The organism is Aeromonas sp. SCS5 (genome assembly GCF_001887375.1).
GTDB lineage: Bacteria > Pseudomonadota > Gammaproteobacteria > Enterobacterales > Aeromonadaceae > Aeromonas > Aeromonas jandaei.
Window position 1 is genome coordinate 32,901 of the sequence record NZ_LFCS01000010.1, and the last position, 14,426, is coordinate 47,326.

Annotated in this window: 12 protein-coding genes and 1 riboswitch; of the genes, 10 read left to right on the top strand and 2 right to left on the bottom strand. The window is 61.3% G+C overall.

Annotated elements, in window-relative coordinates; all coding sequences use genetic code 11:
- Positions 1-247 precede the first annotated feature (247 nt).
- The 9 genes from cysT to BS300_RS14090 all read left to right on the top strand — a co-directional run bounded on the left by cysT (position 248) and on the right by BS300_RS14090 (position 8,556).
- Positions 248-1,087: a sulfate ABC transporter permease subunit CysT gene (gene cysT, locus BS300_RS14050; RefSeq protein ID WP_192849749.1), complete on the top strand. Its 840-nt coding sequence runs from the start codon at positions 248-250 to the stop codon at positions 1,085-1,087.
- The gene (gene cysW, locus BS300_RS14055) at positions 1,084-1,974 is read left to right on the top strand and encodes a sulfate ABC transporter permease subunit CysW (RefSeq protein WP_071913488.1); all 891 of its coding nucleotides are present in this window, start codon (positions 1,084-1,086) and stop codon (positions 1,972-1,974) included. Before cysT ends, cysW begins: the two co-directional genes overlap by 4 nt.
- Positions 1,975-1,996: 22 nt before the next feature.
- Positions 1,997-3,064, top strand: coding sequence for a sulfate ABC transporter ATP-binding protein (locus tag BS300_RS14060; protein ID WP_042030337.1), 1,068 nt, complete (start codon positions 1,997-1,999; stop codon positions 3,062-3,064).
- Positions 3,065-3,187: 123 nt separating this feature from the next.
- A complete protein-coding gene (gene cbl / locus BS300_RS14065) occupies positions 3,188-4,135 on the top strand; it encodes an HTH-type transcriptional regulator Cbl (protein ID WP_043850028.1) in 948 nt (315 codons plus the stop codon).
- Positions 4,136-4,330: 195 nt separating this feature from the next.
- Positions 4,331-5,548, top strand: coding sequence for a threonine synthase (locus BS300_RS14070; RefSeq protein WP_071913490.1), 1,218 nt, complete (start codon positions 4,331-4,333; stop codon positions 5,546-5,548).
- Positions 5,545-6,210 (top strand): amino acid ABC transporter permease, encoded by a 666-nt coding sequence (locus BS300_RS14075; protein WP_071913492.1) that lies wholly within the window; start codon positions 5,545-5,547, stop codon positions 6,208-6,210. The genes BS300_RS14070 and BS300_RS14075 overlap by 4 nt, the downstream gene beginning before the upstream one ends.
- A gap of 92 nt (positions 6,211-6,302) precedes the next feature.
- Entirely contained in the window at positions 6,303-6,965 is a 663-nt protein-coding gene (locus BS300_RS14080) for an amino acid ABC transporter permease (RefSeq protein WP_071913495.1), read from the top strand.
- Positions 6,962-7,723, top strand: a complete 762-nt coding sequence (locus BS300_RS14085; protein WP_040067361.1) for an amino acid ABC transporter ATP-binding protein — start codon at positions 6,962-6,964, stop codon at positions 7,721-7,723. Before BS300_RS14080 ends, BS300_RS14085 begins: the two co-directional genes overlap by 4 nt.
- The gene (locus tag BS300_RS14090; protein ID WP_040067363.1) at positions 7,720-8,556 is read left to right on the top strand and encodes a transporter substrate-binding domain-containing protein; all 837 of its coding nucleotides are present in this window, start codon (positions 7,720-7,722) and stop codon (positions 8,554-8,556) included. Before BS300_RS14085 ends, BS300_RS14090 begins: the two co-directional genes overlap by 4 nt.
- Before the next feature lie 150 nt (positions 8,557-8,706).
- Here the strand turns inward: BS300_RS14090 and gbpA are convergent, their stop codons facing one another.
- A complete protein-coding gene (gene gbpA / locus BS300_RS14095) occupies positions 8,707-10,128 on the bottom strand; it encodes an N-acetylglucosamine-binding protein GbpA (RefSeq protein WP_071913497.1) in 1,422 nt (473 codons plus the stop codon).
- A gap of 65 nt (positions 10,129-10,193) precedes the next feature.
- Positions 10,194-10,279: riboswitch (cyclic di-GMP riboswitch) on the bottom strand.
- Between the two features lie 264 nt (positions 10,280-10,543).
- Positions 10,544-12,226 carry a methyl-accepting chemotaxis protein gene (locus tag BS300_RS14100; protein WP_071913499.1) on the bottom strand — a complete coding sequence of 561 codons (1,683 nt, stop codon included), beginning with the start codon at positions 12,224-12,226 and terminating at the stop codon, positions 10,544-10,546.
- Positions 12,227-12,514: 288 nt separating this feature from the next.
- Between BS300_RS14100 and BS300_RS14105 the strand changes: the two genes are divergently transcribed.
- Positions 12,515-14,380 (top strand): M3 family metallopeptidase, encoded by a 1,866-nt coding sequence (locus BS300_RS14105; protein ID WP_071913501.1) that lies wholly within the window; start codon positions 12,515-12,517, stop codon positions 14,378-14,380.
- The last annotated feature ends 46 nt before the right edge of the window (positions 14,381-14,426 follow it).

Here is a 14,426-nt window from a genome sequence, read left to right on the forward strand (position 1 = left end):
GGCGGGATATGTTATCGGGTGAGCTGTTGCGAACCCTGCTCTTTGAATGTTGCGCTCCGTATTGCTCCATTTCTTAGGTCTTTTATTTATATAAAAGACCTTTTTTTATTTAGATCGCTCTAAAAGCCTTGTCCCACCGTTGTTAGACAAAAAAGTAATTAGCAAAGTCGCAAATGGTGTTTGTTGCTTAAAAGGAGAGTAAGCAGAATCGCTACATCTGATGTTTTTCATAACAAATGGAATCGTTATGCGATTTGGTTCTTACTCAGTCCTGCCGGGATTTGCCCCGACCCTCGGCTTTACTCTGCTCTATCTGGGCCTGCTGGTGCTGTTGCCGCTCTCGGCGCTGGTGCTGTTTGCCGCGAACAACCTCACCGCTGCCGAGTTCTGGCAGGTGATAGGTTCACCCCGGGTGCTCGCCTCCTTTCGCCTGAGCTTCGGGGCGGCCTTTGTCGCGGCGCTGCTCAACAGCCTGTTTGGCCTGATCCTGGCCTGGATCCTGGTGCGCTACACCTTCCCCGGTCGTCGACTGGTGGATGCGTTGATCGACCTGCCATTTGCCATGCCGACCGCTGTATCCGGCATCGCCCTCTGCGCCATTTTCGCCCCCAACGGCTGGATCGGCCATCTGCTGGCGCCGCTCGGCATCCAGCTCGCCTACAACCCCATCGGCGTCGTGATCGCCCTCACCTTTATCGGGCTGCCTTTTGTGGTGCGCACCCTGCAGCCGGTGCTGCGAGAGGCTGAGAGCGAGCAGGAGGAGGCCGCCGCCAGCCTCGGCGCCGATCGCTGGCAGACCTTTATCCACGTGCTCTGGCCGACCCTGATCCCGGCCCTGCTCACCGGCTTTGCGTTGGCCTTTGCCCGTGCTGTGGGGGAGTACGGCTCCGTCATCTTCATCGCCGGCAACCTGCCGATGGTCTCGGAAATCGCACCGCTGATGATCATGAGCCATCTGGAGGAGTACGACTATGCCGGCGCCTCTGCCATTGCCGTGGTGATGCTGCTGATCTCATTCATTTTGTTACTGCTAATCAACAAGTTGCAGGCCTGGAGCTGGTCTCGTATAGGAGGGAGCCGGATATGAACGCATCGACACTCGCCCTTGAAGTCGCCCCTGTGGAGGTTGCTCCCGTGCGCAAGGCTCCGACCGTGATCCGCGAGCCCCAGTGGGTCAAATGGCTGCTCATCACGGTGGGTCTCGGCTGGTTTGCCGCCCTGTTGCTGCTGCCGTTGGCCACCGTCTTTATTCAGGCGCTGACGCCGGGGCTCGCCTTCTTCTGGCACGCCATCAGCGAGCCGGATGCCCTGAGCGCCCTCGGTCTCACCGCACTGGTGACGCTCTGCGCCGTTCCACTCAATCTGCTGTTCGGGATCGCTGCGGCCTGGGCCATCGCCCGTTTCCGCTTCCCCGGTCGGCAGCTGCTCATCACCATCATCGATCTGCCCTTCTCGGTGTCGCCGGTGATTGCCGGTCTGATGCTGGTGTTGATGTTCGGCAGCCGCGGCTGGTTCGGTGACTGGCTGAGCGAACATGACATCAAGATCATCTTCGCCACCCCGGGGATCATCCTGGCCACCACCTTCATTACCGTACCCTTCGTGGTGCGCGAGCTGCTGCCCCAGATGGAGGCGCGCGGCCCGGAAGAGGAGGAGGCGGCCATCATGCTGGGGGCGAGCGGTCTGCAGATGTTCTGGCGCGTCACCCTGCCCGGCATTCGCTGGAGCCTGATGTACGGCTTGCTGCTCTGTACCGCCCGCGCGGTCGGGGAGTTTGGCGCGGTGTCGGTGGTTTCCGGTCATATTCGCGGCCAGACCAATACCCTGCCGCTGCATATCGAGATCCTCTACAACGAGTACCAGACTGGCGCCGCCTTTGCAGTGGCAAGCCTCTTGGCTCTGTTCGGGATCTTCACCCTGCTCGGGGAAACCCTGTTGGCCCGGCTGCGTGCCCAGCCCACCAAATCTCACTGATCACCGTTTTAAAGAGGCAGCCATGAGCATTCAGGTTCAACAACTCAACAAGCATTTCAATCAGTACGCGGCGCTGGCAGACATCAACCTCGACTTTCACGACGGTGAGCTGGTGGCCCTGCTTGGCCCCTCCGGTTGCGGCAAGACCACGTTGCTGCGGATCATCGCCGGGCTGGAGCAGGCCGACAGTGGCAGCGTCATCATCCGTGGCGAGGATGCCTCGGATCTCCATGTGCGCGAGCGCAACGTCGGCTTCGTGTTCCAGCACTATGCCCTGTTTCGCCACATGACGGTGTTCGAGAACGTAGCGTTTGGCCTTAGGGTCAAACCGCGCAGCGAGCGTCCGGCCGAGGCGGCCATTCGTGCCCGGGTCAAAGAGCTGCTGGATCTGGTGCAGCTCAGCCACGTGGCCGAGCGTTACCCGACCCAGCTCTCCGGCGGCCAGCGTCAGCGGGTCGCGCTGGCCCGCGCGCTGGCGGTGCAGCCCAAGGTGTTGCTCTTGGACGAGCCCTTCGGCGCCCTCGATGCGCAGGTGCGCAAGGAGCTGCGCCGCTGGCTGCGCGAGCTGCACGACGAGCTGCATGTCACCAGCCTGTTCGTCACCCACGATCAGGAGGAGGCGCTGGAGGTCGCGGATCGGGTGGTGCTGATGAATGCCGGACGGGTCGAGCAGATCGGCACCCCGGCCGAGGTCTACGACCAGCCCGCCAGCTCCTTCGTCCACAGCTTCCTCGGCAGCGTGAACCAGTTCCGCGGTCGGGTGGCGGAGCAGGGATTCGGCATCGGCGAGCAGCTGCTCGGCGGGCCGTCGGCTTCTCATCTGGCCCACGGCAGTGCCGCCATCGCCTATGTTCGTCCCCATGAACTGGAGATTCTGCCAGCCGATGCGCCGGGCGGGATCCGTGCCACCATCACCCGTCTGCTGCCCATGGGGCCACGCATTCGGGTGGAGCTGCGTGGCGATGGCGAAACCAAAGGGGCCCACTACGAGGCGGAGCTGAGCAAGGAGGCGGCCAAGCAGTTTGCTCCGGGACAGGGGGTACGGCTGGTGGCCAGACAGGCGCAGTTCTATCCCGATTACCAGATTTGATGTTTTGTTGCGGGTGGCATGGCTGCCCGGGTTCAGGCGCTCTGCCGGGGCATGATCCGGCCAAATAACAAAAATGAGGGGGTGACCAGATTGTGTCGCCCACTCTTCGCAGGAGGCGACAAGGTGAATTTTCAGCAGTTACGAATTATCCGGGAGGCAGCGCGGCGGGATTACAACCTGACCGAGGTGGCCAACGCCCTTTTTACCTCGCAATCCGGGGTGAGTCGCCATATCCGCGAGCTGGAAGAGGAGCTGGGGATCGAGTTGTTCATCCGCTACGGCAAGCGGCTGCTCGGCATGACCGAGCCGGGCAAGGAGTTGCTGGTGATTGCCGAGCGCATTCTCAATGACGCCAACAACATCCGCAAACTGGCCAGCACCTTTGCCAACCGCGACTCGGGCCGTTTGCTGGTGGCTACCACCCATACCCAGGCGCGCTATGCCTTGCCGCGGGTGGTAAAGGCGTTTCGCGAGCAGTTCCCGCTGGTACAGCTGGAGCTGCGTCAGGGCAGCCCGGAGGAGATAGTGCGGCTGGTGCAGACCGGCGAGGTGGATATCGGCATCAGCAGCGAGCAGCTCGACAAGAGCGAAGGGGTGGTGGCATTCCCCTACTACCGCTGGCACCACAACATCGTGGTGCCCGAGCAACATCCGCTGGCAGGCGAGCGGGATCTGACGCTGGCGGCGCTGGCCAACTGGCCCATCGTCACCTATCAAGCCGGGTTGACCGGGCGGGTGCGGGTGGATGAAGCCTTTGCTGCGGCTGGCATTGAACCGCAGATCTTGCTGACGGCGCAGGACTCCGATGTCATCAAGACCTATGTCGAGCTGGAGATGGGGGTCGGCATACTGGCCGACATGGCGTTCGACGCGCAGCGCGATCAGGGGCTGATACAGCTCGATGGCAGCCATCTGTTTGCCCCCCACACCGCCTGGATTGGCCTCAAGCAGGGGCAGTTCCAGCACAACTTTGCCTGGCAGTTTATCCAGCTCTGCAACCCTGAGCTGGCGCTGGCGGATATTCAGGCCCGCGCCATGGGCAGCGAGCCTGCCATCGACTTCCAGATTTGAATCGGAAGAGAAGACCAGAAGGGGAGCCATTGGCTCCCCTTCTTTATTGCTGGCAGATGAGATTGTCAGCGAAAACAGACGGCTTCATATGAATTTTTTCACTTAGGTTTGCCAGTTAATTTTGTTTGTTATCCGGTACTTGGATTGCAGGATGGAATAAGTGACTGACCAAAGTCGATCCATTCAGGATAAAGCATGCCGTATAGCTACCTATCACATCTGCGTTGCAGCAAGAGTGGCGAGATCCATGATGCCGACCAGCCCTGGCAACTGAGCCGGGCAGGTGCACCACTGCTGGCCAGCTACGATCTCGATGCGCTGAAGCGAGCCTGGCACCCGGCGGCATTGTCGGGTCGCCCGGCCAGCCTGTGGCGTTATCACGAGTTGCTGCCGGTGCGGGATCCCGCCCACGTTGTGACGTTGGGTGAGGGGCTTACCCCGTTGCTACGGCTGCCCACGCTGGGCAAGCAGATCGGTATTCCGGATCTCTGGATGAAAGACGAGAGCGTCATCCCCACCGGCTCCTTCAAGGCTCGTGGCGCAGCTGTGGGTATCTCCCGCGCGCGTGAACTCGGCGTCACCCACTTCGCCATGCCGACCAACGGCAACGCAGGGGCTGCATGGGCGCTCTACGGTGCCCGCGCCGGACTGCGCAGTACCATCGTCATGCCGCAGGTAGCTCCCGCCATCACCCGACTGGAGACCTCCCTCGCCGGTTCCCGTCTCTATCTGGTGGATGGCCTGATCAGCGATGCCGGTCGCCAGGTGGCACAGGCGGTGGCGGAGCACGCCCTGTTTGATGCCTCAACCCTGAAGGAGCCCTACCGGATAGAGGGCAAGAAGACCATGGGGCTGGAGATTGCCGAACAGCTGGGCTGGACCCTGCCGGATGTGATCATCTATCCCACCGGTGGCGGGGTCGGCCTTATCGGTATCTACAAGGGGCTGCGCGAGCTGCAGGAGCTGGGCTGGGTCAAGGGTGAGCTGCCCCGGCTGGTGGCCGTGCAGGCGAGCGGTTGCGCTCCCATCGTACAGGCGTGGCAACAGAGAGCCGCCGAGTCGAGCTTCTGGCCCGACTCCCGGACGCTGGCGTTCGGCATCAATGTACCCAAAGCGTTGGGGGATTTTCTGGTGCTGGACGCACTCTATCGCACCGAGGGTTGCGCCATCGCAGTGGATGACAAGGCGATCCAGAGCGAGATCCGCTTGCTTGCTTCTCGCGAAGGGAGCTTTGTCTGCCCGGAAGGGGCCGCCGCGTTTGCTGCCGCTCGTCAACTGCGCGAGGCGGGCTGGATCCGGGAGCAGGAGCAGGAGCAGGTTGTCGTGCTCAATACCGGTGCCGGCATCAAGTACCCGGATGCGATCACTGTGCTGCCCCAGCGTCTGCAGCGTGACGGGAGGATCCCGGCATGAATCTGGATCTGCCCTTTATCCTTACGACGCTGCCCGCCTTCGGCAAGGCTGTCTGGGTTACCTTGCAGCTGGGAGCCATAGTGATCCTCACTTCGCTGGCGGTCGCCCTGCTCAACGTCGCCCTGCTGAGCCTGCACAAGCGGCCGCTCAGCGCACTGATCCGCGGATATGTCGAGCTGGCCCGCAACACGCCGCTGCTGATCCAGCTCTTCTTCCTCTATTTCGGGCTGCCCGCGCTCGGTTTGTCGCTCTCCGGGTTTACCACTGCGGTGATTGCCATGACCTTCCTCGGTGGTGGTTATCTGACCGAGGCGCTGCGTGCAGGCATTCAGGCGGTGCCCGCCAGTCAGCTGGAGGCTGGCAGGGCCATCGGGCTTTCTCGCTGGCAACTGCTGCGCCACGTGCAGTTGCCCCAGGCCTGGCTCGCCAGCCTGCCCGCGCTGTTTGCCAACTTCATCTTTCTGCTCAAAGAGACAACCGTGGCTTCGGCGGTGGCGGTGCCAGAGCTGCTCTACACCACCAAGAATTACATCGCCCTCTACTACAAGACCTACGAGATGCTGGCGGTGCTGACCTTGATGTGCGTGCTGATCTTTCTGCCGCTCTCTCTCGCTCTGCGAGTCGTTGAAAAGAGGCTGCAACATGGTCAGTTCGGTCACTGAATCGCTGATGCAGGCGAGGATCCCGATGTGGGCACTTATCTTCCAGCTGCCACCCTCTCTCGTCACCAAGAAGCAGGAAAGGAGGGCTCAATATGGCCAGTGAAATTTCTGAACAGCTGACGCAGGCGCTGCCACTGCTGGCGGTGGGCGCGGGTCAGACCCTCGCCATCTCGCTGCTGGCCATCCTGTTTGCCACCCTCGGCGGTGTCGCTTACGGCGTGTTGGCACAACAGGGCGGCCGGTTGGTTCGGGGGCTGCTGCGGCTTTATCTCGAGCTGTTTCGGGTGGTGCCGGTACTGGTGTGGCTCTATCTCTTTTTCTTCGGGTTGCCGATCTTTTTCGGCCTCGATATTCCGGCCTTCTGGTGCGCTGTGCTGGTACTCGCCCTCTGGGGCGCCAGCGAGGTGGGAGAGGTGGTGCGCGGTGGCCTGAACTCCCTCGCCCGTGGTCAGCAGGAGGCCGGCTTGGCGCTCGGGCTCTCGACCTGGCAGCTCTATCGCCATGTGTTGCTGCCGCAGGCGTTGCAGCGGCTGACGCCACCGACCATCAACATCTACACCCGCATCATCAAGACCAGTTCGCTGGCGGTGCTGATCGGGGTGGTGGAGGTGATCAAGGTGGGCCAGCAGATCATCGAGCGCACCTATGGCTCGCTGCTTATTTACGGTCTGCTGTTTCTGTTCTTTTTTCTGGTCTGCTATCCGCTCTCGCTCGCCTCGCGCCGGCTGGAGCAACAATGGGGTAATGCAGTATGACACCTCTGCTTGAACTCGGTTCTGTCAGTAAACAGTTCGGCCCGAATCTGGTGCTGGATCGGATCAGCCTCAGCGTGCGCGCCGGGGAGGTGATCGTCATCTTGGGGCCGAGCGGTTGTGGCAAGAGCACCTTGCTGCGCACTCTCAACGGGCTCGAGCCCATTCAGGGGGGCGAGATCCGCTTCGATGGTGTGCTGCTGGATGGTGCCACCGACTGGCAGCGGGTGCGCCAGCGGATCGGCATGGTGTTCCAGAGCTATCACCTCTTCCCCAACCTGACGGTGCTGGAAAACGTGCTGCTTGGCCCCCTGCAGGTGCAAAAGCGGGAGCGGGCAGAGGCGCTGCTGCAAGCCGAGCAGCTGCTGACCCGCATCGGCCTGTGGGAGCGGCGCCATGACTATCCGCGCCAGCTTTCCGGCGGCCAGCAGCAGCGCATCGCCATCGTGCGGGCGCTGTGCATGAACCCGCAGGTGATGCTGTTTGACGAGGTGACCGCTGCGCTGGATCCCGAGATGGTGCAGGAGGTGCTGGAGGTGATCCGCGATCTCGCCGGCAGCGGCATGACCCTGCTTATCGTCACCCACGAGCTGGCCTTCGCCCGGGCGGTGGCGGATCGCATCGTCTTCATGGATGGCGGCCACATTCTGGAGCAGGCAGCACCTCACCAATTTTTCGACAATCCCAGGAGCCAGCGTGCGCGCCAGTTCCTCGCCAAGTTTTCTTATACAAATGTCATCAAACGAAAGGAGTCAGCATGAAAAAAATCACCTCGGTTCTGCTTAGTGCCTTATTGGGACTGGGTATTGCCAGTGGCGCCGCCCATGCGGCGGACGGTTCCCTCGACAAGATCAAGGCGCGGGACAAGCTCATCGTCGGCGTCTTCACCGATAAGCCGCCGTTTGGCTACGTGGACGAGAAGGGGAACTACGTCGGTTTTGACACCGATCTCGGCCGCCGCTTCGCCAAGGATCTGCTGGGGGACGAGAACAAGATCGAGTTCGTGGCGGTGGAGCCAGCCAGCCGCATCCCCTTCCTGCAGAGCGACAAGGTGGATCTGATCCTCGCCAATATGACGGTGACCCCGGAGCGGCGCGAGGTGGTGGATTTCACCAACCCGAACCTGCGAGTGGCGGTACAGGTGCTGGTGCCGGAAGGGAGTCCGGCCAAGAAGCTCGATGATCTGGCCAGCAAGACCCTGATCGTGACCACCGGCACCACAGCCGATATCTGGCTGACCCGCAACCACCCGGAGTGGAAGGTGCTCAAGTTCGAGAAGAACACCGAATCTTTGCAGGCGCTGGCCCAAGGTCGTGGCGATGCCTACGCCCAGGACAATCTGGTGCTGTTCAGCTGGGCCAAGGAGAACCCGGGCTATCGGGTACTGCCCGAAAAACTGGGCTCGGAAGATCCCATCGCCCCGGCGGTGAAGAAGGGCAATATCGAGTTGCGTGACTGGGTCAACGACCGTCTCGCCAAGCTGGGGGAAGAGAAGTACCTGCTGAAACTCTATGACCAGTATGTGCGTGACAAGCTGAGCCCTGATACCGATCCGAATGATGTGATCGTCGAAGGAGGAAAATGGCAGGGTTAATGGACAAGCCCTGTTTTGAAGAGTGTGTTGAGTGTGTGAAGTAAGTGAAGAGTGAGGTCTTGGTTCCGTTGGTATGCAAACCGCAAGGTTTGATTTTTCCGGGCGTCCCCTGCTAGAGAGGACGCCTTTTTTTATGTGCCCAAGCGTGGGTTAGTGCACTTCATCCCACGCCATCTGCCAGTGGGAGCCGATGCCCGGCTCGTACTGGGTGGCGGTGGTGGTCCACTGCTGGCAGTAGCCGCTGTAGGGGAAGGGTTTGCACTGATAGACCTTGCCATTTTTCGGCTGCTGCACCTTGGTGCCGGCGGCATAGGATTTGAGCGTGTTCGGGAAGACGAAGTCGTATTCGCCGCTGCTCTGCTCCTTGAACATCAGATCCATGGTCTGCTGGATGGTCTCGCCACCCGCTTTCGGGGTGCCCTTGATCACCAGCTGGTGGTGACCTGCCTTGAGCCCTTCCAGCGCCATGGTAAAGGTGTGGCTGCTGTCCTTGATGTCGGCACTGCTTTCACCCTTGGCGACGCCGCCGTGGTCATAGAGGGTGTTGGTGACGGCCAGATCGCCTTGTGCGGTGACGGTGAAATCGAGGGTTGTCTTGCCGTTGTCCAGCACATAGTCGCTGGCCAGACCGCTGACGCTGATGCTGTCCACCACTGGCGGTTGCAGCTGTTGCAGGTCAATCTCGACTCGTTCCAGCTTGCTGTTTCGCTTCAGATAGACGGGGTTCATACCGTAGACCGGATTGAACTGGCCATCGGCTCCTTGCTGACCGGCGCGGATCAGGCTCTGCTCGGCGTTGATCTTGCTGGCGAGGGCATGAGCCCAGCTGTTCTTCTGGCCCTGCTCGGCGGTGGTGATGGTCAGCATGGTCTGCAGATCGGGGCGCTCGCCGTTGGCATCGAATACCCGGGTCATCGCCTTGTCACCCACTGCGAGATCGATGGAGGGGTAGATGGTGCCTGCCTGGCTCCACTCCAGCGGCGGCTGGCTACCATCTTTGAACTTGGCATCGATGATGTTGTAGAAGCTGTTGCTGGTGTCGCCCACTTCCCACACGCCGAGGATCACCTGATAACCGGTGCGCTCCGGCAGGACACAGTTGTGGGTCACCTGCTTGGGCGGCTGCACCATGTTGCCGTCGATGACGCAGAAGGGGGTCAAGTCGAACGAGGCGCGGGTGAGCGGCTGGTTGGGGTTCCAGTCCTGCTTGGTGAGGTAGTAGCGCCAGTTGCGGGTGACGTGGTTGGCAGTGAAGGTCCAGCTGATGGCGAAGGGGCCGGGCTGTACTTCACGCTTGGTCCAGCGGTCGCTGGTCTGGATGTTCAGTTCGCTCCAGCGCGGGCTGCCCGCCGAGGCGATTTGTCCATCCTGCGGGCCGGTTTGCGGGAAGCCTGATGGCCCCTCCACGCTCTGGGGCTCCCACTGCACGCCGCCACACTGGCTGTTGCCACCGGTCTTGCACAGGTAGTTGCGGCTCTCGGGCTGGCTGATGTAGCCGTGGGCCAGGGCGCTGCCGCTGGCCAGCAGGGCCAGCATCGCTGCGATGTGATTGAGTTGGATTTTTGCTGCCATACATTCCTCTGTTCGATAGATGTGGGCAGTCAGTTGGCCGGGGAGTTCCCCGATGCACACTTGCGTGTGGCAACCCCGCTATCCTGGACAAAACGTCTGTAGACCGGAGGCTTTGCGTCCCGACCTTTCGGTCAGTTTGCCAAATGACTAGATGGTTAGTGATGGGCCAAATGTTCGGCCATCAGTATTGTGCACCGCCTTGATTAATTATTTGAAGTTAAATGTTTAAATACATCGTTCAGCGACGCACAAATCATTCTAACTGACTGTTTTTAAATTGTTCTCTCATTTGTGAATGGCGTCGAATACCGTTGAATATGCCGATAAAGTGCATGCTGATTGCGTGTTGGCGGCATAAAAAAACCTGCCAGCTTGGCTGGCAGGTCGGGTGACAAGGCGACACGGGTTGACGCCATCAATGAGGGGCGCGCTGCTCTCCGGAGGGGGGAGACACAGGAGCCATCATTGGCGCTGCAGCTGACTCCTTGCCCAGTTTGAACACCGCAAGCCGCTCATCAAGGCTGCGGGAGAGGCCGGCCAGCAGTTCGCTCTCCTGCGCCAGTTGCGAGGCGGACTGGGACATCTCCAGCGCCGAGTCGTTGATGCCGCTGACGTTGCGGTTCATATCCTCGGCCACCATGCTCTGCTGCTCGGCGGCGGTGGCGATCTGGGTTGCCATGTCGCTCACATGCTGGATGTGGTTGACGATCAGGGTGAGATCCTGGCCCGCCTGCTGGGATTGATCGACGCTGCTCTCCGCCAGCTTGCGGCTGGCATCCATAGCATTGGCTGCACTGACGGCCCGTTGTTGCAGCTGGGCAATGGTGCTCTGGATCTCCTCGGTGGACTGGCGAGTGCGGCTGGCCAGTTGGCGCACCTCGTCGGCCACCACGGCAAAACCGCGGCCCTGCTCGCCGGCGCGGGCTGCCTCGATGGCGGCGTTGAGAGCCAGCAGGTTGGTCTGATCCGAGATGGCACTGATGACCGCCGTCACCTCGCCGATCTGCATGACTCCCTCTTTCAGCTGATTGACCTGTTGGGTCGCCTGCTCCACTTCGCTGGCGAGCGCCTTGATGCCGTTCACGCTAGCGTGCACATCCCGGTTGCCGAGGCCAGCCTCGCCGGTCGCCTCCTGGGTATCGCGCGCCGTGTTCTCGGCATGACCCGCTACGTCAGAGATGGTGGTACTCATCTCGTTCATGGCGGTAGCGAGTTGGGCCAGCTGATCCCGCTGGTTGGTGACCGCCTGATTGGTCTGCTCGGCGGAGGCGGCAATGCGCAGGGCGGCATCGGCCACGTTGCGGGCCCCCTGACTTGCCTCCAGCAGCGCGTGGCGGATGGCATCGAGACTCTGGTTGGTGCAGCTTGCCACCATGCCCAGCTCATCCTTGCCCTGCACCGGAATAGTGACCACCAGATCGCCCCTGGCGACCCGCTGCATGGCGTGGTTGATCTGGTTGAGCGGGGAGACGATGGAGTGGGTGATGCGCCAGCCCAGCAGCCCCATCAGCACAATGACGATGGCGGTGGCGCTGCCCATCTTCATGTATTGGGCCCAGATGGTCTGGTGGATGTCCTGCAGCAGCATACCGGTGCCGAGGATCCAGCCCCAGGGTTGATAGCCAGAGACCATGGAGAGCTTGTCAGCGGTTTCCCCAGACGGGCCGGTCCAGATGTATTGCAGGGTTCCCTGCTTGCCGCCACGGGCGATATCGACCATCTGGAACCAGAACTGCCCTGCGGTGGCACCCGAACCCTCTCCCATGGTCTGGCCGACCAGTTCGGGCCGGATGGGATGTACCAGCATCTTGCGGCTCTCGTCGATGACGAACAAATAGTTGTTGCCATCAAAGCGCATATTGGTCAGCAGCTTGCGCGCCTCCTGCTGCGCCTGCTCTGCCGGCAGGGTGCTGGCCAGAAACTGGATCTGGCTCATGGCCTGTCCCAGCACGGCATTGAGTCGCGCTTCCCGTTCACTCATCAGATTGCGCTGGAGTGCGTTGGCGGAGATGAGCAGCAGTGACACGAAACCGACAAACGCAACCGTGAGCAGCAAGATCAATTTGCGGCTCACGGTGATATCACCGAGCTTGAACATGACTAACCCCTCGTTATCCCGTTGATGTTATGGTGGCTCGATACAGCGGTAGCCTCTATCTCTCTTGCTGAACGTCTCATTTAACAATTCATTTACTTTCAGTGGCTTGGCGAGCCTGTTTAAATGAGCGTTTTAACATCAGTATAGTCAGCAGAGGTTACAGCCCGCTTTCGGGTAGCACATTGAAAAGGGTTTCTTCGCACGATTTGCCGAAAAATGTGAATAGCTTGGCATTTCACCAACAAAAACAGGGGCCATCCGGAGCGCTCCTGCGACAAGAGGGAATTTATGAGTTCGATTGCCAGAGAGTATTTTGACCAGCTCAATCGCGCCTATCTGCAGGTTCACAGACGCAAGGAGGATCTGTTCTGGGCCACCTACATGGGCACCAGCGACGATCAGGCAGGATTTACCGCAGCCGAGCAGGCCTACAAGGCTTTTTGCGCCAATCCGGAGCGGTTGCCGGAACTGCGCAAGATGCACGCCCTTGCCGAAGATGAGGAGTTAAAACGGGGTCTGGCGGGCTGGATCGCCTTCTTCGAGTGCAACGTCATCGAGGATCCCGCTGCCGCCGCCCTGATGGATCAGCTGGTAGCTGCCGAGGCGGACCTGTTTGCCCGCCGCAAAGGTCTGAAACTGACCCTGCTGGATGAGCAGGGCCAGCAGGTCGCAGGCAGCCTGCCCGCCGCCAGCACCTCGCTGGCAGCCAGCCCGAACGAGGCGGTGCGCCAAAGCGCCATCGCCATGTTCCACACCCTTGAGCAGTGGGTGGTCGGCAACGGTTTTCTCGAGGTGGTGGCGCTGCGCAACCGCTTTGCCCGCGCCATGGGCTATCGCGACTATTTCGCCTACAAGGTGCGCAAGAACGAACAGATGAGCCCGGATCAGCTGTTCGCCATCCTTGATGACTTCATCGCCCGTACCGACGTCCGGCTGCAGCAGAGTCTGGTCGAACTGAAAGCGGCCAAAGGGGAGGCGGCCCTGTTGTCCCACAACCTGCGTTACTTCGTCAGTGGCGACGTGACCCGCCAGCTCGACCCCTATGTGCCCTTCTCGCGGGCGCTGCGGGACTGGGTCGAGAGTTTCCGCCGGCTCGGCATCCAGTATCGTGGTGCGACCCTCACCCTGGATTTGCTGACCCGGGAGGGGAAATACGAGAACGGCTTCTGCCACGGCCCGGTGCCGAGCTTCTTCCTGCAGGGGGAGTGGGTGCCGGCTGTGGTCAATTTTACCAGCCTGGCCGATCCGGCGCAGGTGGGCAGCGGCTGGAGTGGCCTCAACACCCTGTTCCACGAGGGGGGCCACGCCGCGCACTTTGCCAATGTCACCGGCAATGCCCCCTGCTTCTCACAGGAGTTTCCGCCCACCTCCATGGCTTATGCCGAGACCCAGTCGATGTTCTGCGACAGCCTGCTGGACGATGCCGACTGGCTCAAACGCTACGCCAGAAATGCGGCAGGAGAGGCGATCCCCGATGCGCTTATCAAGGAGATGATCGAAGCGCGTCAGCCGTTTCGCGCTTTTAACGAACGCCAGATCGCGCTGGTGGCCTACTTCGAGCGGGATCTCTACGCCATGGATGAGGCTGAACGCACTCCCGAGGCGGTGCTGGCACTGGCCCGCAAGTGGGAGCGCAAGATCCTCGGGGTCGAGAGCCCGCGCCCGTTGCTGGCCATTCCGCACCTCCTTAATCAGGAGTCGGCCTGCGCCTATCACGGCTACCTGCTGGCGCTGATGGCGGTGGAGCAGACCCGCGCTTACTTCCTCAAGCGCGATGGCTACCTTACCGACAACCCGCGCATCGGGCCGGATCTGGCTGCCCACTACTGGGGGCCGGGCAACGGCATGACTCACGATGAGACTTTGCGCAGCCTGACCGGTGAAGGCTTCAGTGCCGTGCCGCTGGCCGAGGCGTGCAACCTGAGCGCCGCCGAGGCGTGGCAACTGGCGCAAGCCTGCATGGTCGCCGCGCAGCAGCGCCCCGCGGCGGGTGAGGGAAGCCCGCTCGACGCCCATATCAGGGTGGTACACGGCGCCGAGCTTATCGCCGACAACAGCGAGTCGGAAACCCGCATGCTGGCCGATTTCGAGGCGTGGATTGCCCGGCACTACTTTGCGGGGGATGTCGGGGAGGGGCGGAGCTGCGTGCAGTGAGCAATCTAATAGGCGTTAACTTGCTTTGATACGGCAATTGGCAGGC